The sequence below is a fragment of the Ottowia sp. genome, assembly GCF_035325765.1.
GTDB lineage: Bacteria > Pseudomonadota > Gammaproteobacteria > Burkholderiales > Burkholderiaceae_C > Ottowia.
In genome coordinates, this window is the sequence record NZ_DAOKZG010000014.1 from 44,653 (window position 1) to 67,328 (window position 22,676).

Sequence of the window (22,676 nt, forward strand, 5' to 3'; positions counted from 1 at the left end):
AACCACGACGCGTGAAATCCAAGGAAACCGAAGGCCGCGGAGCAGGCCGGCCGCGCCGCCCGTCGCGTGGGTCTCCCTGGCCACGGACTCAATGAAACGGGGAGTCTTTCATCCCAGTCGCCCCAGCACGCTCCGCGCCAACCACGACGCGTGAAATCCAAGGAAACCGAAGGCCGCGGAGCAGGCCGGCCGCGGCGCCCGTCGCCTGGGTCTCCCTGGCCACGGACTCAATGAAGCGGGAAGTCTTTCATCCCAGTCGCCCCAGCACGCTCCGCGCCACCCACGACGCGTGAAACCCAAGGAAACCAAAGGCCGCGGAGCAGGCCAATCAGGGCACCCGTGGCCGGGGTCCCCCTGGCCACTGGGTGCGTCCCCCTTTGGGGGAAGGAGCGCAGCGACACAGGGGGGCTCCTGATTTCATTGCGGCACCGTGGTGAGCGCGCGCTGCCAAGTGTCGGGCAGCAGGTCGAACAATGGTGTCGGATCGCGGTACATCATGCTCGACAGCGCGCGTGTGTCGAGTCGGGGCAGGCTGCTGGCCGTGTCCAGCCAGGCGAGCTGCGCCATCCAGGCGAGGTTCACGCTGCCGTCCGGCTGCGGGCGTGACACGATCAGGCCGAGCATGCGCTTGGCGCTGGCGCTGCCCTTGTTGGCCGCGGCCTGGTACAGCCGCAACGCCTCGGCGTAGTTCACCGGCACGCCGGCGCCGCGGTGCGCGCGCTGGGCGCGCTCGAACAGTTGCTGGGCTTCGTCCGGAGCCTTCGGGGGGGCTTGTCTCGCCTTGCCCAGTTGCAGGTCCAGCAATTCCAGGTCGGCGGCGGCGGCGCGCGAGCGCGGGGCGGCGGCGGCGAAGTAGTTGCGTGCGGCCTCGAGATCGCCGTTCACCACCGCCTCGATGCCCAGTTCGATGCGGGCCTGCGAGTCGCCGGCAGCGGCCGCGCTTTCGAGCAGATCGCGCATCGGCAGGCGCAGGCTGTGCACGCCCTCCGGGCCGGTGCCACTGCCGATCATCAGGGGTTGCAGGCGCGTGTCGAGCAGCCACTGCAGGTACAGGGAGCGCGCGCGATGATGCGGCCGCAGCTTGGCGATGGCCTGGCGTGCGGCCGACGGATCGGGTGCGCCCTTGCAGCCGTCGATGGCGCACCAGGCCAGGCCGGCATAGGCGAGCGGCTGGCGTCCGAAACGCGCCGCGCGCTCGAACCAGACCTGCGCCTGCGCCGGCGAGCTGGGCGCCAGGCCGCCATGCAGTTCGATCAGGCCCAGGGTCCAGGCCGCGTTGGCCGCGGCCTGCGTGGTACCAAAGCCGGATCGGGGCTCTGCCGCCTGGCGCAGGCGCACGATCTCGCGCTCGAGCCGCGCGTCGATGCGCCTTGGCCCGCTGCTGGCCGTCGGCAGCGCCGGGCTGCTGGGCCTGGCCCGCGGATCAAGCGTCGGCGTCGCCGGCTGCTGGCGAAAGTCCGCCGCCGGGCTGCTGGGCGCGGCCTGCTCGGGCAGGCGGATGGCGGGCGCCTGCGCGGGCGGCGCGGTGATCGGCTGGGATCGCACGCCGGGTTGCACCTGGATGTCCGGCAGGGTGGCGGCGCGCACGATGGCCGCCTGCGGCGAGGCACAGGCCATCAGCAGGGCCATCACGCCGAGCCCCAGCAGGCGCCCGGAGGGCGCGCGCAGCGCGTGCCGCGGTCCGGGCGCGGGGCGATGTCGACCCATGGCCTGGCACCACTCAGTTCTTGCCGTTGCCGGCTGGTGCCGGCGCCAGGATGTGCCACTCGAGCGTCTGGGAGGCCATCTTCTCGGCTCCGACCGCGGTCTCGAAGTGGGCGCGCATCTCGTCGAGCGACTTCACTCCCTGGATCGGCGTGAGGGCGTCCACGTTGAGCTCCTGCGGCATGCGCGTCATCGGGTCTTCGCTGCTGGCGACGCACATCAGGGACTCGCTGCCCTGCTTGCCGGACGTCAGCACGAAGGCCGGGTAGGGCACCATCCAGTCGGGCAGGCGCACGGCCTGGTTGGCCGACACCAGGGCATCCGGATGCAGCATGTTGGGCAGCAGCTTGACCACGTTGCCGTTGCCATCCTTCAGGTAGCAGAACAGGTAGGCCGCGCGCGTGACCGTCACCGAGGCAAAGATGTTCGTGCCGGGCGGGAACGCCGTGCGGTCCTTCACCGTGTTCTCGATCTGCATGTCGATGGCCAGCGGCACCGGCTTGACGTCGCCATTGCCAAGCTCGCCCCAGCCGATGCGCGTGAGCTGGCCGTCCTCGCCCACGGCAACGAACTCGCGCAGCGCGCGTTCGTAGAGACTGAAGTCCATCTCGCCGGTCACGACGGCGCCGACGTCGGCCTGGAAGCGGCCCACGGCCTCGCGCAGCACGGCGCTGTTGGGGGGCAGCGGCTGCTCGAACGTCGGCAGGTAGCCGCGGCTGGCCAGGTAGCGCTGCACCAGGCGCGAGCGATTGGCCGGATCGGCCTCGTCATACCACTCGCGCAACTGGCGCTGGAACTCGGGGTGGGTGTTGTCCAGCGTCAGGCAGCGCCAGTACGGCAGGTGGGTCCACTTGCCGGCCAGTTCGATGAGCGCCAGGTCGACCAGGGTGCGCATGGCCGCGCCGGTACCCTGGGTCAGGTCGCGCCCGACGTTGAACTGCACGCCATAGCTGCCGATGCGTCCGGCCAGGTCCAGGCCCTGGCCCGAACTGCCGATGATCACCTCGTTGGCCGAATCCAGGCCGGGGATCAGGGTGCGCGTGCGGAAGTCGCCCAGGTGCATCTCCAGGCCGACGATGGTGGCGCCGCGGCTGCGGTCGTAGCCGGCTTCCACGCGCGGCCCGGACACGCCGGCGCTGTGGCGCGCATTCAGCACGTTCTGGTCGACGAAGGAAATGCCGCCCGAGACATAGAGCGCCGGGCGCTGCAGTTCCATCTGGTTGTTGTTGAGCAGGATGGTGGTGAGGTTCTGCACCGTGTCCTGGCGCGCGATGTCGACCTCGAAGTCGACGTAGCGGAAGGCGTTCGAGCGGCGCGACATCTGCGACAGCGCGGTCACCACCATCTGCTTGGCCGCCACCGGCACGCGGCCCGAGAAGTCCGGGATGAAGGTGCTGGTGATGAGCATGGTCGGCACCTCGGCCTCGCGCATCATCTCGTCCATGCACGCGAGCGCGTCGCTGAAGCTCGACATCGAGCGCACCGGGCGCGTGGCGGGCCGGTCGTGGGTGCTGGCGTAGGACTGGAACAGCGCGTCGTCCTTGGGCGAGATCGGCGTGGCGCAGCCAGCGAGCAGGGCGGCGCTGGCGGCCGCAGCCAGAAGCCACGTGCGGGCGCCCGGGCGACGGTACGGCGTCGCGCGCGAAAGACTGGGCTGGCTCATGATTCTCTCCTGTCGTCCTGGCTGCTGCGGGTCTGGATCGGGTTAAAAAAACCTGGCGGCACGCGGGCGTGGGCCAGGTCGTCGAGGGCAATGACGAAGATGCCTGTTCCGCCGCCTGGGCGTCACTTGCAGATCGTCACGACGTCTCCGCGCAGCACGGCGATCTGTTCGGTTCCCGTGCCGGGTCCGTAGCGACCGCTTGGCCCCGCCGTCGGCGTGATGGTGTTGCTCGCCACGTTGGTGGTGCAGGTGCGCTCCAGCGCATTGCCTTTCTGTACGCTGATGACGTCCTTGTCGGTGCGCACGGTGCCGCTGCCGCCCTCCAGGTCGCTGAACGCCTTCGCTTCGTAGCGCGCGATCTTGGCCTGCACCCACGAGGGCATCGCGTTGGCGCCGTCCAACTGGCCCGAGGCCTGTGGGGCCGCCGTCGGCATCGCCAGGTAGTTCACCTGGGCGCCAAGCACGATCGGGTCCGAGCCGGGCGCCAGTTGCGCCCACGCTCCCTGGCACAGTCCGAGCAGCGCACCGGCCAGCGCAGCATGCAAAAGCCTGGGCTTCATGGCACTTCTCCGTTGAAGTTCAGACAAACGGCGGAACCGGGGCACGGCCGCCGGATCCGCCGCGCTTCAGGCCGCCCCGAAGGCGGCATCAAGCCTCAGTTGGAGCAGGTCACGCAGCCGTTGTTGGTGGAGTAGTTCTGCACGGCCCTGGAGTTGTTGTTTGCGATGGCGCCCACGAACGAACCCTTGGCGGCAAAGGCCTGCAGTTGTTCGGCGCCGACACCCACGCTGCCGATGTTGCTCGCCATGTTGTTGCTCGCACGAGAATTATTGTTTGCCATGGCGAGTACGCCGGTGTGGCTCAGCGAGGTCATCTGCGTCGATTTGACGCCCTTGTCGATCAGCACGCCGGCAGTGTTGCTCGAGCCGTTGTTCTGCGCGCTGCTGTTGTTGTCAGCGGCGGCGACCGAGGCGCTGCCCCACATCGAGGTGGCCTGGATCTGCGGGCCCTTGACGATGACGTCATGCGAGCACACGTCGCAGGCAGTGTTGGTCGGCGGCGGCGGGGGCGGGGGTGCGCAGTCCTTGTAGCACTTGTCGTTGCCACTAGCATAGGCCATGCCCGCAGTCAGAGTCAGCGCGGCCAGAATGGCAAGTTGCTTTTTCATGATGAAGGTCCTCCAAAGGTTCAGGGTCTCAAGTCGGTGGCCCCTGGCCCATTCCAGTGGTCGCCGGTTCGACGCTGCCTGAGCCTGCTTTCTGGTTTTCGATGGAAGCTTGGCTTTCGGCGTTGTCTGGGGTCACTTTGCACCGTCCAGGCGGCGCGTCCAATCCCGACGAGTGGATACACAAGACATGGGGGGCCGAGCCGGGTCCGCCGCCCGGCGCTACGCCCCTGCGCGTTGCAACAGGTGCCGGCCGAGCTATGAAAAACGTAGTTGTTGAGACTTTGAAAAGGGAATGAAACAAAACATGTCACACGAAACATTTAACAAACGACCGTGAATTTGTTGCGCAAAAGTCGTTTTGAGACGAACATTGCCTGACGCAATTCACAAAAAGAGCCCGACCATGGGCATGATTGCCAGAAATCATGGCGGCTCGGCCTTTGTGAAAGGCGCGGTTGTCAAGACGAATCCGGAGATATCCGGACGTTGTGAAGGGAGAGGTCAATGAATGTGTCAACAGGTCGGCCCCATGCAGGGCTGGGCGGCGCCATGGTGTCGACGCTGCCCAAGGTGACCACGTCGGCCCCGGCGCCGTCCACGTGGCCGCCATTTCTGATTGGTCAGCCCGAGCAGCCGGTGCGGGTGCTGCTGATCGACGACGATCCGCACATGCGCCAGGTGATGGCGCAGGAACTGCTTGCGGACGCGCGCATCGACCTGCTGGGTCAGGCCAGTTCGGTGCGCGAGGCACGGCGCCTGATCGCGCAGCATGTGTTCGACGTGATGCTGGTCGACCTGAACCTGGGCGACGGCACCGGGTTCGAGCTGATCGAGCTGATGAAGTCGACGCGTCCCCTGGCCGAGGCCGTGGTGATCTCGGCGATGGAGGACGAGGACTACGCGGTGCGCGCCTTCGAGCTGGGCGCGACCGGCTACCTGATCAAGAACTCCTGGTTCGACAGTTTCCCGCAGGCGGTGCTGCAGGTGGTCAATGGCGGTGCCTCGATCACGCCCAACCTGGCGCGGCGCCTGCTGCGGCGGCTGGAGGGCCAGCCCCTGCGTGCGTCCGCGGCGCGCGCGGCCCACGTCGGCGCCGGCGGCGAGAAGCTGTCCGAGCGCGAGCGCGAAATCCTGCGCCAGGTGGCCAGCGGCTACACCAGCGGCGAGATCGGCAAGCGCCTGGGCATCAGCGACCAGACCGTCAATGCCCACATCAAGAACATCTACCGCAAGCTGCACGTGCGCACGCGTGCCCAGGCCGTGAACCTGGCGTCGCAGTGGGGCCTGCTCTGACGGGGATGGAGTCCGGAGCCGTTCGTGATGTCCTGAAGATCGGAGCCTGTCGTGATTGAGTCCAGCATGTCCGTGTACTGGCGTGCACTGCTCGAGACCATGCAGTGGCTGGTGCTGCTGTCGGCGCTGGCGCTGGCCGGACGCGCCCTGCTCGGCGGCTGGGGCGAGCGCCATCGGCTGGACTGGGTGTATCTGGCGACCCTGCTGCCCTTCGCCGGACTGGCGGGCGTGCATCTGCTGGCGACTGGGGGGTGGCCGGCCGGCGAGTGGCTGGTGGGCGCCACGCGCGTGATGTACCAGCTGATGATCATCAGCGTGACGGTGTTCGTGATGGTGCTGCTGCGCGGGGGCGGGCCCATGCATCATGTGCTGCTGGGCATCCAGAGCGTGGTCGGACTGGGCCTGGCGGCCTGGCCGGCGGCGACCTGGCCCTGGCCCGGCGTTCCGGCCTGGGAGTGGTTCAACCTTGGTTTCACCACGCTGCTGATCGCCATGATGGCGCACGCGCTGTGGCGGCATGGCGCGACGCGGGGCTGGACCATGTTGCTGGCGGCGATCGCGGCGCTGGGCGTGATGTCGTCCGACATGGACGCGGCGCAGGGCGGCGTCGTGGCGGCGTCCTGGCCCCAGGTGCTGTATTCGCTGATCATGCTGGTGCTGTGGCTGATGGCGACGCGCCGGGTGCGCGGGGGACGTCATGGCGAGAACAGCACGCAGGTGCGTCGCCAACTGGCTCAGGACCTGCACGATGGCGTTGGTTCGCACCTGACGTCCATCATCTCGGCGCTGGACGCTGGCTCGCCCGACCAGCGCACCACGGCGGCGCGCCTGCGCGAGTGCCAGGTCGAGCTGAAGCTCCTGGTCGATGGCGTGGACGAGGACGCCTCGGTGCTCAGCCTGCTGGCGAGCCTGCGCTACCGCATGCAGCCGCTGCTGGACGATGCGCGCATCGACCTGCGCTGGCTGATCGCCGACGAGGAGGTGCTCGACAGCGTGCGCGGCGATGCCGCACGGCACGTCCTGCGCATCGCGCAGGAGGCACTGGCCAACGTGGTGCGGCATTCCGGCGCCAGCGCGGTCACGGTGGTGTGTTCGCACGCCAGGTCGGCGCAGGCGCTGCGGCTGGAGATCGCCGACAACGGGGTCGGCCTGCCCTTGCAGCGGGCGGCGGGCGGGGCGAGCGATGCGCCACTCGGCAAGGGCCTGTCCGGCATCCGCGCCCGGGCGCGCCAACTGGGCGCGCAGTTGTCGTTCGAGAGCCGGCACGGGCAGGGCGTGCGCATGGTGCTGCGCGTGCCGCTGGCGCTGCACCAGCCGCCCGTGAGCCCGGCGCCGGGTATCGGACTGCCGCACCACTGAGCGCCGCGGCCCCTTCGGGCACAGCGCGCAGGTGGCGAGCGCGCTCGCCCGGCCAGCCTTGCGCAGGGGCCGGGAAGCTGCGTCGCACGGTACGGCTGGGAGGCTGCGCCCAGCCGGCCGCATGCATGCATCATGGATGATCGGATCCGGCGGCCGGGGCGCGTGGGCGGGCTGGCGGGCTGACCTTGGCCACCGCGCCACCGCGGGCTTGTGGCTCGGGCGCGCGCGCCAGTGCGGGGCGCGGGTGCCGCGAGCGCCTGTGGCAGACTCGGCGCTCCCTCATGCGAGGCGCCGCCGCTCCACGGTCTGCCGGCGCGCCGATCCGGCTTTCATGCAATCCATCAACGAACAAATCGCGGGCGAGCTGAAGGTTCGCCCGGCGCAGGTGCAGGCGGCCGTCGAGCTGCTGGACGGCGGCGCCACCGTGCCTTTCATCGCGCGCTATCGCAAGGAGGCCACGCAGGGGCTGGACGACGCGCAACTGCGCGAGTTGCAGGTCCGCCTGGTCTACCTGCGCGAACTGGCCGAGCGCCGTCGGGTCATCCTCGACAGCATCGAGGCCCAGGGCAAGCTGACGCCGCCGCTGCGCGCCGCTCTCGAAGGCGCGGCCACCAAGCAGGCGCTGGAAGACCTGTACCTGCCCTACAAGCCGCGGCGCCGCACCCGGGGCCAGATCGCGCGCGAATTCGGCCTCGAGCCACTGGCCGACCGGCTGTGGGCCGACCCCGCGCTGGACCCGGCCATCGAGGCCGAGTCTTTCGTCCGCGCCGAGAAGGGCGAGGGCGGCGAGGACTTCACCAGCGTGGCTGCGGTGCTGGACGGGGTGCGCGACATCCTGTCGGAACGCTGGGCCGAGGATGCCGCGCTGGTGCGCTCGCTGCGCGATTGGTCGTGGTCGGAAGGCGTGCTGCAGAGCCGCCTGGTCGCGGGCCGCAACGAGAACGACCCCGAGGTGGCGAAGTTTCGCGACTACTTCGACTATGACGAGCCGATCGGCCGCGTGCCCAGCCACCGGGCGCTGGCGGTGTTCCGCGGCCGCCAGCTTGAATTCCTCGAGGTCAGGCTGATGTTGCCGGAGGGCGCCGCGTCCGCCGGTTCGCCGCCGCAGGGAGGGGCTGCTGCCGCACACGGCGCGGCCCCCTCGGGGGGCGGCGCAGCGGGGGCGCGCGCGGCCGCGAGCCTGGCGGAAGGGCGCATCGCGCTGCACCTGGGCTGGCGCCACCAGGGCCGGGCGGCGGATGACCTGCTGCGCAAGTGCGTGAGCTGGACCTGGCGCGTCAAGCTGTCGTTGTCCACCGAGCGCGACCTGTTCGCGCGTCTGCGCGAGGGCGCCGAACAGGTGGCGATCAAGGTCTTTGCCGACAACCTGCGCGACCTGCTGCTGGCCGCGCCGGCCGGCCAGAAGGTGGTGATGGGCCTCGATCCCGGCATTCGCACCGGCGTCAAGGTGGCGGTGGTGGACGCCACCGGAAAGCTGCTGGAGACCGCCACCATCTACCCGCACGAGCCGCGCCGGGATTGGGACGGCAGCCTGCACGCCCTTGCCGCGCTGGTCGCTCGGCATGGCGTGGAGCTGATCGCGATTGGCAACGGCACGGCCAGCCGCGAGACCGACCGGCTCGCGGGCGAGCTGATCAGGCAGGTGCAGGCGCAGGCCGGGACAGCACAGCCTGCCATTCAGAAGGTGGTTATCAGCGAGGCCGGCGCCTCGGTCTATTCGGCCAGCGAATACGCCAGCCAGGAACTGCCGGGCGTCGACGTCAGCCTGCGCGGCGCCGCCAGCATCGCGCGGCGCCTGCAGGATCCGCTGGCCGAGCTGGTGAAGATCGACCCCAAGAGCATCGGCGTCGGCCAGTACCAGCACGACGTCAACCAGGGCGAACTGGCGCGCGCGCTGGACGCGGTGGTGGAGGACTGCGTGAACGGCGTCGGCGTGGACCTGAATACGGCCAGCGCGCCGCTGCTGAGCCGGGTGTCGGGGCTGACGCCCGGCGTGGCGCGGGCCATGGTGCGCTGGCGCGAGCAGCACGGAGCCTTCAGGAGCCGCCAGCAGTTGCTCGAGGTCAGCGGCCTGGGGCCCAAGACCTTCGAGCAGAGCGCGGGCTTCCTGCGCATCCGCGGCGGCGACAACCCGCTCGACCTGACCGGCGTGCATCCCGAGACTTATCCGGTGGTCGAGCAGATCATCCTGCAGACCGGCAAGCCGATCGAGCAGTTGATGGGGCGGGCCGAACTGCTGAAGTCGCTGCGGGCCGAGCAGTATGCGACCGACAGGTTCGGCGCCGTCACGGTGCGGGACATTCTGGCCGAGCTGGAAAAGCCCGGGCGCGACCCGCGGCCGGACTTCAGGGTGGCGCGCTTCAACGAGGGCATCGAGAACCTGGCCGACTTGCGCGAAGGCATGGTGCTGGAGGGCACGGTGAGCAACGTGGCCGCGTTTGGTGCCTTCGTCGACCTGGGTGTGCACCAGGACGGCCTGGTGCACGTGAGCCAGCTGGCCCACAAGTTCGTGCAGGATGCGCGCGAGGTCGTCAGGACCGGGCAGATCGTCAAGGTCCGGGTGCTGGAAGTGGATGCCGCGCGCGGCCGCATCAGCCTGAGCATGAAGCTGGACGCCGCGCCGCCGCGCCGCGGCGTGGCGCACGATGCGCCGCGCGGGAATCGCTTCGAGCAGGCCGGTCGCGGCGGACGCGCGGCTTACGGCGCCGGGCGCGATCGCGCGCCGCCGGTGGGCACGGCAATGGCTTCGGCGTTCGAGAAACTCAAGGCGCCGCGCCGCTGAGATGCGTGCGGGCGCCGGTTCAGTCGACTTCGGCGATCAACTCGATCTCGACGCAGGCGCCAAGCGGGAGGGCGGCCACGCCAAAGGCGCTGCGCGCGTGCTTGCCGGCGTCGCCGAACACCTCGCCCAGCAGCTCGGAGCAGCCATTGGTGACCAGGTGCTGCTCGGTGTAGTCGAGCGTCGAGTTGACCAGGCTCATGACCTTGACAATGCGCTTGACGCGATCGAGATCGCCGGTGGCCGCATGCAGCGTGCCCATCAGGTCGATGGCGACGGCGCGCGCCGCCTGGGCGCCCTCGGCCGTGTCCATGGTGGCGCCCAGCTTGCCGACCCAGGGCTTGCCGTCCTTGCGCGCGATGTGGCCGGACAGGAATACGAGGTTGCCGCTGCGCGCGTAGGGCACATAGGCGGCGGCCGGGGTGGCCACCGGGGGCAGGATGATGCCCAGTTGTTCAAGTCGCTTGCTGATGCTCATGGTGATGGCTCGTCGGTAGGGGAAACGAAGGATGCTGCGCCGCGGTGCGCCGCCGGGAAGCACTGTACCGCGCGCCAGCCGGGCCCGATCCATCCTCCCGCGGGATGTCTGCGGCATTCCCAGCCAGCTGCCGCCCCATCCCCATGTGCATGGCCCGTTCACCGGCGCCGCGCGAGCTGCTGCCCGGGTGCGGACCAGGGCGCTCAAGTCCCCGAGACCTGTGCGCGGGATCCTGGCGCGACGCCGGTGGAGCGGGTGGATGCACGGCGTCTTCATCCAGCCGCTGGACACGCACGGAAGGACCCGGGCGCATGGCTGCGTCGGCATCGAGATCCTCTCGCGGCGTCGACGGCCGGTTTTGGGATGATGTAGCCTGCGGGGAACGGGAGGGCCTGCTTCTTGGTGGCGACGCGGTCTGAGAGGGCGCATGGTGAAGCGCGGCTGGCGGCCTGGCTGCTGCCGGCACTGCCCGCCGGCTGGGTGCTGGGTACGGCTCTGCAGCTGCAGCAGGCTGCGCTGGGTGCCACGTCGGGCTACCGGGTGGCAGTGCTGGCCGCGCTCGGGCTGCTGCTGGCGGCGGGCTGGGCGATGTCGCGCTGGCGCCGACCTGGGCTGGCCATTGCCTGGCTGCTGGCGGGCATCCTGCTCGGCTGGGGCGTGGCCGGCTGGCGCGCGTCGGTGCTGCAGGCCGAGCGCATCGACCCGGCGCTCGAGGGTCGCGACCTCGACCTGACCGGCGTGGTCGCGCGCATGCCGCAGCACGGCGCGCTGGGCTGGCGCTTTCAGCTCGATGTCGAACAGGCGCTGCTGGACGGCGCGGTGGTGGCGCTGCCCGGACGGATCCAGCTGGGCTGGTACGAACGTTCGGCCTGGGAGCGCGATGCGGCGGGCCGGGTTGCTCCCACGGCGGCGCTGCCGCCACTCGCCGTGGGGGATCGCTGGCGCCTCGCGGCGCGCCTGAAGGCGCCGCACGGCAACCTGAACCCGCATGGCTTCGATCACGAGCTGTGGCTCTGGGGACAGGGCATCGGCGCCACCGGCTACGTCCGCACCGGGGCGCGCGACGCGCCGCCGCAGCGGCTGGCGCAGCACCAGGGGCATCCGGTCGAGCGGGCCCGACAGTCGGTGCGCGACCGCATCCTGGCCACGGCGGGTGGCGCCGGCGACGCAGCGGCCGAGCGGCGCGCCGGCATCGTCGCCGCCCTCGTCACCGGCGACCAGAACGTGATCGAGCAGGCCGACTGGGACGTGTTCCGCGCCACCGGCGTGGCGCACCTGATGAGCATTTCGGGCCTGCACATCACCATGTTCGCCTGGCTGGCCGCGGGCCTGGTCGGCTGGTCCTGGCGGCGCCTGGGCCTGTGGGCGGGCCGGCGCCGCTTCAATCCCTGCCTGTGGCTGCCGGCGCCCAGCGCGGCCTGGGTCGGCGGCGTGCTGCTGGCGGCGGCGTATGCGATGTTCAGCGGCTGGGGCGTGCCGGCCCAGCGCACCGTGCTGATGCTGGCCGGCATGCTGGTGCTGCGCCTGGCGGGGCTGCGCTGGCCCTGGTGGCTGAACTGGCTGTGGGCCTGCGCCATCGTGCTGGTGCTCGACCCGTGGGCCCTGCTGCAGGCCGGCTTCTGGCTCAGCTTCGTGGCGGTCGGCATCCTGTTTGCCACCGATGCACGCGCTGCCGAACGGGGGCGCCAGGGGCTGCGGGCGCAGCTCGTGCTGCTGGTGCGCGAACAGGGCGTGGTGACGATCGCGCTGACGCCGCTGACGCTGATCCTGTTCGGCCAGGCCTCGGTGGTGGGGTTCCTGGCCAACCTGGTCGCCATTCCCTGGGTCACGCTGGCGATCACGCCGGTGGCGCTGGCGGGCGTGTTGTGGGCGCCGCTGTGGACGCTGGCGGCCTGGGCCCTGCAGCCGCTGTCGCTGCTGCTGCAGTGGCTGGCGTCCTGGCCCGGGGCCCAGGTGTCGGTGGCGGCGGCGCCCCTGCTGCTGGGTGCTGCCGCCGTGGCCGGTGGCGTGCTGCTGGCGCTGCGCTGGCCCTGGCCGCTGCGCCTGGCCGGCGTGCCGCTGCTGTTGCCCCTGGTGCTGTGGCAGCCGGCGCGACCGGCCGCCGGCACGTTCGACCTGCTGGCGGTCGATGTCGGGCAGGGGAGCGCGGTGCTGCTGCGCACGGCCAGCCACAGCCTGCTGTACGACGCCGGGCCGCGTTACGGCCCCGACAGCGATGCCGGCCACCGCGTGCTGGTGCCACTGCTGCGCGCCCTCGGCGAGCGACTCGACCTGCTGGTGCTCAGCCACCGCGACAACGACCACACGGGTGGCGCGCTGCCGGTGCTGGCGGCGCAGCCGCGCGCAGACCTGCTGGCATCCATCGAACCCGGACGCGAGCTGGCGGGCCTGCCGCCGGGCCGGAGCTGCCTCGCGGGCCAGCGCTGGGACTGGGACGAGGTGCGGTTCGAGGTGCTGCACCCGGCCGCGGACGCGCTGGCCGGCGCGCGCCGCAGCAACGACGTCAGTTGCGTGCTGCGGGTGGAAGATGCCCGGGGTGCCTCGGTGCTGCTGGCGGGCGACATCGAGCGGGCCCAGGAGCGCACGCTGGCGGCCGCGCACGGTGCAGGCCTGCGCAGCGACGCCCTGCTGGTGCCGCACCATGGCAGCAAGACCTCGTCGTCGCCGCTCCTGCTGGACGCCGTGCAGCCCCGCGTTGCCCTGGTGCAGGCGGGCTACCGCAACCGTTTCGGCCATCCCGCGCCGGCCGTCACGGCGCGCTACCTGGAACGCGGCATCGCGCTGTTCGACTCGCCACGCTGCGGCGCCATGCACTGGCGCAGCAGCACGCCGGAGGTGGTGCACTGCGAGCGCGAGCGAGCGGCGCGTTACTGGCATCATCGCCCGTCATGAGCTCACCAACGCCAGGCAACGGCCGGGCGGGGACGCGTCGGCCGGCGCGCATCGCCCCGTCCGCGATCCGGCCCCCGCACAGAAGACGAGCAACATGTCCCGCAAGACCCTGCTGATCGTCTGGCACAGCCTGACCGGTGGCTCGCGCCAGATGGCCGAGGCCGCGGGCCAGGCGGCGCAGGCGGAGCCGGATGTCACGGTGCGGCTGCTGCGTGCGGCCGACGCCGGGCCCGACGACGTGCTGGCGGCCGACGGCTACCTGTTCGCGGCGCCGGAAAACCTGGCCGCCCTGGCCGGCATGATGAAGGACTTCTTCGACCGCTGCTACTACCCGGTGCTGGGGCACGCCAACGGCCGCCCCTACGCCGCCATGATCTGCGCCGGCAGCGACGGCGGCAATGCGCTGCGCCAGCTCGAGCGCATCGCCACCGGCTGGCGGCTGAGGCCCATTGCGCCCGGCCTGATCGTCTGCACCCATGCGCAGACGCCGGAGCGCATCCTGGCGCCCAAGACGATCTGCGCGCGGGACCTGGCGCGCTGCGCCGAGCTGGGCGCCGGCTTGGCGGCAGGGCTGGCCGCGGGTGTGTTCTGAGCTGAGGCGCGGCGCGCCTTCAGCGTCCCATTGCCGTCGCGACCGCGCGCCCCAGTTCGATCACTGCCATCGCGTAGTAGCTGCTCCAGTTGTAGCGCGTGATGGCGTAGAAGTTCCCGGTACCGGCGACGTAGCTCGCTTCGTTGCCCGGTTCGGCCGGGTCGCCGTTCTGCAGCTCGATCAGGGCCAGAGGGCCCTGGTGGGCCTGGCCGGCCGGTTCGAGCAGGCCGCCCAGGGCCTCGAACTGCGCGGGCTCGAAGGACGGGCGGATGTCGGGTTCCAGCAGTGCCGGCAGGTCGGCCTCGGGGCCCAGCCGCACCGCGTAGTGGGTCGGCATGTCCGGTTGCCAGCCGTGCGCCTGGAAATAGTGCGCCACCGAACCGATGGCGTCGGCCTCGCTGCCCCACAGGTCGATCCGGCCATCGCCGTCGAAGTCGACCGCGTAGCGGCGCCAGCTCGAGGGCATGAACTGCGGCAGCCCCATGGCGCCGGCGTAGCTGCCGCGCGGTTGCAGCGCGTCGGTGCCGCTGTGGTCGACCAGGGTCAGGAAGTGCTCGAGCTCGCGCTGGAAAAAGGCCCGTCGCGCCTCCGCCCGGGGATGCGCGGCCGGAAAGTCGAAGCTGAGCGTGGCCAGCGCGTCGAGCACCCGATACTTGCCGGTGTTCTCGCCGTAGATGGTTTCCACGCCGATGATGCCGACGATGATTTCGGGCGGCACGCCGAATTCGGCCTGCGCGCGCGCCAGTGCCTCGTGGTTGCGGCGCCAGAAGCGCACGCCGGCGCGAATGCGCGCGGCATCGATGAAGCGGGCGCGGTAGGCGCGCCAGTTCTTCGCCGTGCCGCGCGTGGGGGGCAGCATCAGGCGGGGCACCTGGCTCAGAAAGGCCGCCTGGCCGATCACGCGGCGCACCCAGGTGGGGTCCAGATCGCGCCGCGCGGCGATTTCGTCGGCCAGCGCCATGGCGTCACTGCGATCGGCGTAGTGCGTGGCGCCAACGCCTTGCGCCTGGGCGCCGCTGCCGGCCAGCAGCAGGCAGGCGACGAGCAGACGGGGCAGGGATGCGGGGCGCCGGCGGGCAGACATGGGGCTCTCTCAGGACGGACGCGGCCACGGCAGGTGGCGAAACACACGCCCCAGTGTAGCCAGCGTGGGGCCGTTGCGGCTGGCGGCCGGATCGTAGCGCTGGCGCTCGAGGGCGATCAGCCAGTCTGCCAATGCGCTGCGCAGCGCGGGCGGCAGGCGCCCCGCCTGAGCCGGATCGGAGACGAGCTGCGCCAGTTGCCGCGGCGCGGCCTGCGCCGGCACGGCAAGGCCCAGGCGACGCAGGCGTCGGCGTGCGCGCTCCAGCAGGCGCAGCCAGGGGTCGTGCTCGCTGCGCTCCCATGCCGCCCAGGCGGCTGCGCCCAGCGCACCCAGCGCCAGCAAGCCGGCCAGCACGCGCCCCAGGTCCTGCCAGTTCGGTTCGGCCACGCCGAGCCAGCGCAGCAGGCCGAACTGGCGATCCTGCGTGTAACTGAGCACCCACTGGTTCCAGCCGTTGTCGATCGCCTCCCAGGTGGCACGCAGCCGCGTCAGCAGGTTCGGGCTCCAGGCGCCGAGCGCGCTGGCGACCAGGCCGGGGGCGGCGCGCAGGCGCTGCGCCTGGCCGACGCGACCGGGCATGACGGCCCCGGTGGGGTCGACGCGCACCCAGCCGCGCCCGGCCAGCCAGGCTTCGGTCCAGGCGTGGGCGTCGGCGTTGCGCACCGTCCAGTAGCCGTCGACGCCGTTCAGTTCGCCGCCCTGGAAGCCGGTCACGATGCGCGCTGGCACGCCGGCGCCGCGCAGCAGCACGACGAAGGCCGAGGCGATGTGCTCGCAGAACCCGGCCTTGCGGTCGAACCAGAATTCGTCGGCGCTATCGCGCCCGTAGACGCCGGGTTCCAGCGTGTAGCGGTAGCCGCCGTCGCGCAGGCGCTGCAAGGCAGCCTCGATCAGGGTGCCGGCGTCGCCCTCGGGCGCCTGGCGTCGCAGTGTCTCCGCCAGTTCCAGCGTGCGCGGGTTGTAGCCGGCCGGCAATTCCAGGAAGCGTCCGAGGTCGCGCCGCGGCTGGCCGTCCCAGCCGGCCTGGCCATAGCTGAAGTCCGTGTAGCTGCGGGCCCGGTAGCGCAGCAGCTCGGTCACCGGACGCGCGCTCAGCCATTGCAGGTCGGGGCTCTGGCGCGCGCGCCAGTGGGGCGGCAGGTCCGGTGCCTGCGGCGCGGCATCCAGTGTCAGCAGCCAGGGGCGGCGGCTGGGCTCGAGCGTGACTTCGTAGTCGATCGGCGCGCCGGCCACGCGCAGGTCGCGCGGCGGCGGGCCGAGCGCGGCGTCGAAGCCGTCGCCGCCGCCGGCGGCGGTCCAGTTGCGGCCATCGAAGCGGCTCAGCACCGGGCCGCGAAAGTACAGCGCGGCCTGTGGCGGCGGCGCGCCCTCGAAACGCACGCGCAGCGCAATGCCGTCGTCCAGCGCCAGTTCGGCCACGCTGCCCACCGCCATCGACGAGGACAGGCCGCTGCGCCCCGTCGCGCTGTCGCTCGGCATGCCCCACAGCGGCGCGAAGCGCGGAAACAGCAGGAACAGCGCCAGCATCACCGGCGCGCCCGCCAGCGTCATGCGCAGGGCCAGCCCCGCGGATTCGCGCAGGCTGGGCAGGCCGACGGGTCGGTGGGCGTTGATCAGCGCCGTCAGCAGGCCGAGCAGGCCCACCAGCACGGCCGCGGCGCGCAGCAGCGACTGGGACTCGAAAAAGCCGGTCAACATGGTGAAGAAGCCGAGAAAGAACACCACCAGCGCGTCGCGCCGCGCGCGCAACTCCAGCGTCTTGAGGGCCAGCAGCGATACCACCAGGGTGACTCCAGCCTCCTGTCCGACCAGGGTGCCATGGCTGCGCCGGGTGGCGAACACGGCCAGCACCAGCAGGCCCGCCAGCCACCAGCGGCCCGGCAGCGCGCGGCTGCCCAGCGCCAGCCAGCCGCGAAAGATCAGCACGATGGCCACCAGGGCGCTGCACCAGAGCGGCAGGTAGGGCACCTGCGGCAGCACGATCCAGGCCACCAGCAGCAGCACGAACAGGGTGTCGCGCGCCTCGCGCGGCAAGGACTGCAGGCGGCCGATCCAGGCTTTCATCATCAGCAGCGCGCCAGCGCTTCCAGGCAGCGCAGGCGCTGCGCCATGCCGCTGTCGGGGGCGAGCTCGAGGCCCGGAAGCCGCAGGCCGTAGTCGAGGCCCTGGCGGTCCGCTGCCAGCACCCAGGCCGCCAGGCGCGACAGGCGCGCTTCGGTGTCCAGCCCGCCGAGGCGGGCGAAATCCAGCCACAGGGCCTGGCGCTGCGCCTGCTGCGTGTCGCGCGTCACCAGCTCGCCCGAGCGCGCGTACTTCTTCCACACGATGCGCTTCATCGGATCGCCCGCCTGGTAGCCGCGCACGCCGTCGAATTCGTCGCTGGCGCGCGCCTGGCGCGCCAGCCCGGCGCCGGCCGTGGGCTGCCCACCCGGCAGCGGCGGGGCCTGCGGCTCGGGCGCCGGATAGACCAGCACCTGGGCCGCCGGCCGCCACAGCGCCCAGATGCGGAAGGTGCCGAGCGGAAAGCGCGTTTCGACGCGCAGCACCGGACAGGGGTGCAGGCCGCGCCGTGCCGGTTGGAACCGCACCTCGAGCCCCGCTTCGGCACCGGCCGGCACGTCGGCCCAGGCCCATTGGCGCTGCGCCTCGGTGGCGACGCCAATTGCCAGCCGTGGCCGCGGGCGCAGGTTGATCAGCCGCAGTTCCAGCGTGGCCGGCGCGCCGGCAAACAGCGCCTGTGGTGGCCGCAGGTTGAGCACCAGCCCGCGCAGCGTGGCATGTCCCACCACCATGCCGGCGGCGGCGCAGCCAGCCAGCAGGAAGGTCAGCAGGTAGCCCAGGTTGAGCTGGTAGTTGATCGAGGTGACCAGCAGCACCGCCAAGGTCGCCGCCAGCATCCAGCCCGCGCGCGAGGGCAGGATGTAGACGTTGCGCTGGGTCAGCGTCAGCGTGTCGGTGGCCGGCAGGCGCGCCTGCCACCAGCGCGCGAGGCGTGCGCGGGCGCGTGCATGCAGGGCCCACCAGGGCGGCGCCGCGGCCGTGCTCATGGGCGCGATGGCGAAATGATGCGCGCCGCTGGGGTGGCGCGTGACCGGGCAGCGCGCCATGGCGTGGGGCATGCCGTCATTTCATTCTTCATGGAAGCCGGGTCGGCCGCGGAGGAGGCCAGTCGGGGCATCCGTGGCCACTGGTGCGTCCCGCTGGCAGGGGATGGAGCGCGGCAGCACGGGGTGCTCCATGTCACGGCAGGGGCACGGCGTCGATCATCGCGTGCACCTGCTCCACCGCGCCGCGGCCGGCCTCGCTCACCGGCACCAGACGGTGCGCGATGCAGGTCGGCAGCACGGCCTGCAGGTCGTCCGGGGCCACGTAGCCGCGCCCCGCGATCAGCGCCTGGGCACGCGCCGCGCGCAGCAGCGCAATGCCGGCGCGCGGTGACAGCCCGTGCACGAACCAGCGGCCCGAGCGCGTCGCCGCGATCAGGTCCTGCAGGTAGTCCAGCAGGGGCTCCGCCACCTGCACCGCGGCCACGGCCTGCTGCAGGGACGCCAGGTCCGCCGGCGCCAGCGCGGCCGGCAGGGCCTCGACCAGCTCGCGCCGGTCGTGCCCGACCAGCAGGGCGCGCTCGGCATTCCGTTCGGGATAGCCCAGGCTGATGCGCATCAGGAAGCGGTCGAGCTGAGATTGCGGCAGCGCATAGGTGCCCAGTTCGTCGTGCGGGTTCTGCGTGGCGATGACGAAGAACGGCCGCGGCAGCGGACGCGTCGCGCCCTCGACCGTCACCTGGCGCTCCTCCATGGCTTCCAGCAGCGCGCTTTGGGTCTTCGGGCTGGCGCGATTGATCTCGTCGGCCAGCAGCACCTGGGCGAACACCGGGCCCGGATGAAACACGAAGGACTCGCGCCCGCGGTCGTACACCGAGACGCCCGTCAGGTCGCTCGGCATCAGGTCGGCCGTGAACTGCACACGCGAGAACGCCAGGCCGAAGCTGCGCGCCAGCGCGTGCGCCAGCGTCGTCTTGCCCACCCCCGGCAGGTCCTCGATCAGCAGGTGGCCGCCGGCCAGCAGGCACACCACGCTGGAGGCGACCTGGGCCGCCTTGCCGACCATGATGGTGTTAAGCTGATTAGTGATGGCCTTGATCTTTGGTTTGACATCCATGGGTCGAAGGTAACAAGAAATTTCGCCAATTCTGCCGAGCCAGGAGACTGACTGTGGGACGAACCGGGTATTTTGTGCATCCCGACTGTCGGCGACATGAGATGGGCGCGGGTCATCCCGAGTGTCCCGAGCGCATCGACGCGATCGAGGATCGGCTGCTGGTCACCGGAGTTGCCGACGTGCTGGACCGGCGCGAGCCCACGCCGGCCGGCATGGGCGAGCTGTTGCTGGCGCACGGGCGACGCCATGTCGCGGCGCTGCGCGGGCTCAGCGAGATCCTGATCGAGGAGGTCGCGGCCGGCGGTCCCGACGCGTTCTCGCTCGACCCGGACACGTCGATGAACAGCCACACCTGGCACGCCGCCGTGCTGTCCGCGGGCGCGGCCATCGACGCCGTCGACGCCGTGCTCGGCGGCGAGCTGGAAAACGCCTTCTGCCTGACGCGCCCGCCCGGCCACCACGCCACGCGCGACCAGGCCATGGGCTTCTGCTTCTTCAACAACGTCGCGGTGGCGGCCAAGTACGCCTGCCAACGCCACGGCCTCAAGCGCGTGGCGATCGTCGACTTCGACGTGCACCACGGCAATGGCACCGAGGACATCGTGGCTGGAGATGAACGCATCCTGATGGTCAGCTTCTTCCAGCACCCGTTCTACCCGCCGGGCGGCTCGACCCACCAGGATGCCAATCTGGTCAACTGCCCGGTGCCGGCGTACACGCGCGGCATGGACATCCGTGAGCTGATCGACATGATGTGGATGCCGCGGCTGGAGCAGCACCGGCCCGAGCTGATCCTGATCAGCGCCGGCTTCGACGCCCACCGCGACGACGACATGGGTCAGCTCGGCCTGGTCGAAAGCGACTATGCCTGGATCACCGAACGCCTGAAGGAGGTGGCGCGGCGCCACGCCGGGGGGCGCATCGTGAGCTGCCTGGAAGGCGGCTACAACCTGCGCGCGCTGGCCAACAGCGTCGAGGCGCACGTGCGCGTGCTGGCCGACGTCTGAGCCACCCTGCGCGCGCCCGGCACTTGACCCTGGCGCGGTCGCGGTCATTCCATCGGGCGTCATGCTCGGGCTACCAGCTCTTGATTGAAAGGGGGTTTTCCACATGTCCACCACCACCGACTCCGATCTGGTCCTGCACGCGGTCGACGCGCGCGGCGTGCACCGCCTCACGCTCAACCAGCCCAAGGCCTTCAACGTGCTCAGCGAAGCGGTGCTGACCGAGCTGCAGCGCCAGATCGCCCGCATCGCGGACGACGCCCAGGCGCGCGTCCTGGTGATCGGCGCCGTCGGCAAGGCCTTCTGCGCCGGCCACGATCTCAAGCAGATGAAGGCCAATCCGCGACTCGACTACTACCAGGACCTGTTCGGCCAGTGCAGCCGCATGATGCTGTCACTGCTCAAGCTCCCGGTGCCGGTGATCGCGCGCGTGCAGGGCGTGGCGGCGGCGGCCGGGTGCCAGCTGGTGGCGCAGTGCGACCTGGCGGTGGCCGTCGACAGCACGCGCTTTGGCGTCAACGGCATCGACGTCGGCCTGTTCTGCGGCACGCCGAGCGTGCCGCTGGTGCGCAACATGCAGCCCAAGCAGGCGATGGAGATGCTGCTCACGGGAGGTTTCATCTCGGCACCCGAGGCCAGGGCGCGTGGCCTGGTCAATCGTGTCGTGCCGGAGGACCAGCTCGACGCTGCGGTCGAGGACATGGTCAGCGCCATCCTGGCGAAGCCGCGCGAGGCCATCGCCATCGGCAAGCAGCTCTTCTACCAGCAACGCGAACTGGGCATCGAGGGCGCCTACCAGCTGGCCAACCAGACCATGGCCTGCAACATGATGTACGACGTGGCGCAGGAGGGCGTGCAGGCATTCATCGAGAAGCGGGAGCCCGCTTGGCGCAAGTCGACGACACCCTGAACGGGCTGCTGGGCGGCGCGCTGGGCCGCCAGCGCAGCCTGCGCATCGACGACTGGGGCGAATGGCTGGAGGCAGTCACACGGCCTGCGGTGCTGGGTGAAGCGGCCCTGATCGCTGGCTGCGGCCTGCTTTCATGGGCGTTGACCGTTCTGCTGCGCCATCGCCGGGAGCGTGCCGGGCTGGCCAGCGGCATCCTGCTGGGCCAGCGCGGATTCGATGGCGTGCTGTTTCCGCTGCTCTGGCTGGTCCTGATCTGGATGGCCCAGATCGCCTGGCTGCACTCGCAACACGCGGCGCCGCTGCTGCGCGTGGCGCTGCCCGTGCTGCTGGCCCTGTGCGTGATCCGGCTGGGGGTGAAGGTGCTGCAGGCGTCGTTCCCCGAGGCGCGCGCGATCCGCCTGCTCGAGCGCTCGATCTCCTGGCTGGTGTGGGGCGTGTGGGTGCTCTGGATCAGCGGGCTGCTGCCGGTGCTGCTGGAAGAAGCGGGCGACGTGCAGTGGAAGGTGGGCGGCGCCACGCTCACCTTGCGCAGCGTGATCGACGGCGCCATCAACGTCGGCGTCGCCCTGCTGCTGGCGCTGTGGCTCGCTTCGGTGGTGGAGGCGCGGCTGCTCGGCGGCGCGGCCGGTGGCAACCTGTCGCTGCGTAAGATGCTGGCCAACGCGGTGCGTGCCGTGCTGATGTTGGTCGCGGTGCTGGTGGCCCTGACCGCGGTGGGGATCGACCTGACCACGCTGTCGGTGCTCGGCGGCGCCATTGGCGTCGGCATCGGCCTGGGTCTGCAGCAACTGGCATCCAACTACGTCTCGGGCTTCGTCGTGCTGGCCGAACGTGCACTGCGCATCGGCGACAGCGTGCGGGTGGATGGCTTCGAAGGGCAGATCACCGACATCCGGGCGCGCTACACGGTGATCCGCAGCGGTTCGGGCAGCGAAGCCATCGTTCCCAACGAGACGATGGTGACGCAGCGCGTGGAGAACCTCTCGCTGGCCGACCGGCGCGTCTGGCAAAGCACCACCGTGGGCGTCGAGTACGGCTGCGACGTCGACCTGGTGCTGCGCCTGCTGCGCGCGGCGGCACTGTCCAGCACGCGGGTGCTGCGCGAGCCGGCGCCCTTCGTCGGCCTGTCGGGCTTTGGCGCCGACGCGCTCGAGTTCACCGTCGGCTACTGGATGGCCGAGCCCGAGGCCGGCGCCCTGGGCCTGCGGTCGGAAGTCAACCTGGCGATCCTGCGCAGCTTGCGCGAGCACGGCATCGACATCCCGTTTCCGCAGCGCGTGCTGCACCAGGCACCGGTTCCCGTTCCGCCTGCCGGTACTTAAAAAAGCACGATCGTGCTTTTTTATCGTATGATTGCAGGGTTGGGTGGGCCACGTCCACTAGAATCATTGCAAGCGCCGTTGTGCCGCCGCCCACCGTCTCGACCGCGCGCCCCGATTGCCAGACCAAGGAGAACCCCAGCATGAAAGCACTCGTCGCCGTCAAGCGCGTGGTGGACTACAACGTCAAGGTGCGCGTCAAGAGCGACGGCACGGGCGTGGACATCGCCAACGTCAAGATGAGCATGAACCCCTTTGACGAAATCGCCG

The 22,676-nt window shown here is 70.9% G+C and carries 17 protein-coding genes and 1 pseudogene; 9 read left to right on the forward strand and 9 right to left on the reverse strand.

Translation table 11 applies throughout. The features are described from left to right. Positions 1-417: 417 nt before the first annotated feature. The 4 genes from PKA16_RS07035 to PKA16_RS07050 form a co-directional block, all read right to left on the reverse strand. On the reverse strand, positions 418-1,707 hold the full coding sequence (locus PKA16_RS07035) for a hypothetical protein (RefSeq protein WP_324401769.1): 1,290 nt from the start codon (positions 1,705-1,707) through the stop codon (positions 418-420). A 13-nt stretch (positions 1,708-1,720) separates the two neighbouring features. Further along, a complete protein-coding gene (locus tag PKA16_RS07040; protein WP_324401771.1) occupies positions 1,721-3,367 on the reverse strand; it encodes a DUF4384 domain-containing protein in 1,647 nt (548 codons plus the stop codon). Between the two features lie 122 nt (positions 3,368-3,489). Then, complete coding sequence (locus PKA16_RS07045) at positions 3,490-3,927, reverse strand: hypothetical protein (RefSeq protein WP_324401772.1); 438 nt, start codon at positions 3,925-3,927, stop codon at positions 3,490-3,492. A 95-nt stretch (positions 3,928-4,022) separates the two neighbouring features. Next, a complete protein-coding gene (locus tag PKA16_RS07050; protein ID WP_324401773.1) occupies positions 4,023-4,535 on the reverse strand; it encodes a hypothetical protein in 513 nt (170 codons plus the stop codon). 549 nt (positions 4,536-5,084) lie between these two features. Here PKA16_RS07050 and PKA16_RS07055 point away from each other — a divergent pair. The 3 genes from PKA16_RS07055 (at position 5,085) to PKA16_RS07065 (ending at position 9,969) form a co-directional block, all read left to right on the forward strand. Continuing rightward, a complete protein-coding gene (locus tag PKA16_RS07055) occupies positions 5,085-5,828 on the forward strand; it encodes a response regulator transcription factor (protein ID WP_324401785.1) in 744 nt (247 codons plus the stop codon). Between the two features lie 66 nt (positions 5,829-5,894). Further along, complete coding sequence (locus tag PKA16_RS07060) at positions 5,895-7,187, forward strand: ATP-binding protein (RefSeq protein WP_324401774.1); 1,293 nt, start codon at positions 5,895-5,897, stop codon at positions 7,185-7,187. Between the two features lie 331 nt (positions 7,188-7,518). Further along, the gene (locus tag PKA16_RS07065; RefSeq protein WP_324401775.1) at positions 7,519-9,969 is read left to right on the forward strand and encodes a Tex family protein; all 2,451 of its coding nucleotides are present in this window, start codon (positions 7,519-7,521) and stop codon (positions 9,967-9,969) included. A 19-nt stretch (positions 9,970-9,988) separates the two neighbouring features. On the opposite strand, the gene PKA16_RS07070 is transcribed toward PKA16_RS07065, so the two are convergent. Beyond that, on the reverse strand, positions 9,989-10,444 hold the full coding sequence (locus PKA16_RS07070) for a RidA family protein (RefSeq protein WP_324401776.1): 456 nt from the start codon (positions 10,442-10,444) through the stop codon (positions 9,989-9,991). 402 nt (positions 10,445-10,846) lie between these two features. Between PKA16_RS07070 and PKA16_RS07075 the strand changes: the two genes are divergently transcribed. Together PKA16_RS07075 and PKA16_RS07080 are read left to right on the forward strand one after the other, a co-directional pair. Then, positions 10,847-13,336, forward strand: a complete 2,490-nt coding sequence (locus tag PKA16_RS07075; RefSeq protein ID WP_324401777.1) for a DNA internalization-related competence protein ComEC/Rec2 — start codon at positions 10,847-10,849, stop codon at positions 13,334-13,336. A gap of 94 nt (positions 13,337-13,430) precedes the next feature. Next, complete coding sequence (locus tag PKA16_RS07080; protein WP_324401778.1) at positions 13,431-13,928, forward strand: NAD(P)H-dependent oxidoreductase; 498 nt, start codon at positions 13,431-13,433, stop codon at positions 13,926-13,928. 19 nt (positions 13,929-13,947) lie between these two features. Here the strand turns inward: PKA16_RS07080 and mltB are convergent, their stop codons facing one another. From mltB to PKA16_RS07100, 4 genes are all read right to left on the reverse strand, one after another. Continuing rightward, positions 13,948-15,012: a lytic murein transglycosylase B gene (mltB, locus tag PKA16_RS07085; protein ID WP_324401779.1), complete on the reverse strand. Its 1,065-nt coding sequence runs from the start codon at positions 15,010-15,012 to the stop codon at positions 13,948-13,950. Positions 15,013-15,021: 9 nt separating this feature from the next. Beyond that, positions 15,022-17,076 carry a transglutaminaseTgpA domain-containing protein gene (locus PKA16_RS07090; RefSeq protein WP_324401786.1) on the reverse strand — a complete coding sequence of 685 codons (2,055 nt, stop codon included), beginning with the start codon at positions 17,074-17,076 and terminating at the stop codon, positions 15,022-15,024. 2 nt (positions 17,077-17,078) lie between these two features. Further along, positions 17,079-18,131: a DUF58 domain-containing protein gene (locus PKA16_RS07095; protein WP_324401780.1), complete on the reverse strand. Its 1,053-nt coding sequence runs from the start codon at positions 18,129-18,131 to the stop codon at positions 17,079-17,081. A 121-nt stretch (positions 18,132-18,252) separates the two neighbouring features. Next, positions 18,253-19,173 carry an AAA family ATPase gene (locus PKA16_RS07100; RefSeq protein ID WP_324401781.1) on the reverse strand — a complete coding sequence of 307 codons (921 nt, stop codon included), beginning with the start codon at positions 19,171-19,173 and terminating at the stop codon, positions 18,253-18,255. A gap of 53 nt (positions 19,174-19,226) precedes the next feature. On the opposite strand from PKA16_RS07100, the gene PKA16_RS07105 reads away from it, so the two are divergent. The 4 genes and pseudogenes from PKA16_RS07105 to PKA16_RS07120 all read left to right on the forward strand — a co-directional run. After that, a complete protein-coding gene (locus tag PKA16_RS07105) occupies positions 19,227-20,180 on the forward strand; it encodes a histone deacetylase family protein (RefSeq protein ID WP_324401782.1) in 954 nt (317 codons plus the stop codon). A gap of 103 nt (positions 20,181-20,283) precedes the next feature. Next, positions 20,284-21,087 (forward strand): enoyl-CoA hydratase, encoded by an 804-nt coding sequence (locus PKA16_RS07110; protein WP_324401783.1) that lies wholly within the window; start codon positions 20,284-20,286, stop codon positions 21,085-21,087. Continuing rightward, entirely contained in the window at positions 21,063-22,409 is a 1,347-nt protein-coding gene (locus PKA16_RS07115) for a mechanosensitive ion channel domain-containing protein (protein WP_324401784.1), read from the forward strand. Before PKA16_RS07110 ends, PKA16_RS07115 begins: the two co-directional genes overlap by 25 nt. 140 nt (positions 22,410-22,549) lie before the next feature. Continuing rightward, positions 22,550-22,676: pseudogene (locus PKA16_RS07120) on the forward strand (electron transfer flavoprotein subunit beta/FixA family protein); the annotation flags it as partial.

Coding starts and splice junctions, on each gene's coding strand:
- PKA16_RS07060 (WP_324401774.1), top strand. CDS start 5,895: ATGTCCGTGTACTGGCGTGCACTGCTCGAGACCATGCAGTGGCTGGTG.
- PKA16_RS07110 (WP_324401783.1), top strand. CDS start 20,284: ATGTCCACCACCACCGACTCCGATCTGGTCCTGCACGCGGTCGACGCG.
- PKA16_RS07100 (WP_324401781.1), bottom strand. CDS start 19,173: ATGGATGTCAAACCAAAGATCAAGGCCATCACTAATCAGCTTAACACC.
- PKA16_RS07080 (WP_324401778.1), top strand. CDS start 13,431: ATGTCCCGCAAGACCCTGCTGATCGTCTGGCACAGCCTGACCGGTGGC.
- mltB (WP_324401779.1), bottom strand. CDS start 15,012: ATGTCTGCCCGCCGGCGCCCCGCATCCCTGCCCCGTCTGCTCGTCGCC.
- PKA16_RS07050 (WP_324401773.1), bottom strand. CDS start 4,535: ATGAAAAAGCAACTTGCCATTCTGGCCGCGCTGACTCTGACTGCGGGC.
- PKA16_RS07070 (WP_324401776.1), bottom strand. CDS start 10,444: ATGAGCATCAGCAAGCGACTTGAACAACTGGGCATCATCCTGCCCCCG.
- PKA16_RS07040 (WP_324401771.1), bottom strand. CDS start 3,367: ATGAGCCAGCCCAGTCTTTCGCGCGCGACGCCGTACCGTCGCCCGGGC.
- PKA16_RS07035 (WP_324401769.1), bottom strand. CDS start 1,707: ATGGGTCGACATCGCCCCGCGCCCGGACCGCGGCACGCGCTGCGCGCG.
- PKA16_RS07095 (WP_324401780.1), bottom strand. CDS start 18,131: ATGCCCCACGCCATGGCGCGCTGCCCGGTCACGCGCCACCCCAGCGGC.
- PKA16_RS07065 (WP_324401775.1), top strand. CDS start 7,519: ATGCAATCCATCAACGAACAAATCGCGGGCGAGCTGAAGGTTCGCCCG.
- PKA16_RS07090 (WP_324401786.1), bottom strand. CDS start 17,076: ATGAAAGCCTGGATCGGCCGCCTGCAGTCCTTGCCGCGCGAGGCGCGC.
- PKA16_RS07055 (WP_324401785.1), top strand. CDS start 5,085: ATGGTGTCGACGCTGCCCAAGGTGACCACGTCGGCCCCGGCGCCGTCC.
- PKA16_RS07045 (WP_324401772.1), bottom strand. CDS start 3,927: ATGAAGCCCAGGCTTTTGCATGCTGCGCTGGCCGGTGCGCTGCTCGGA.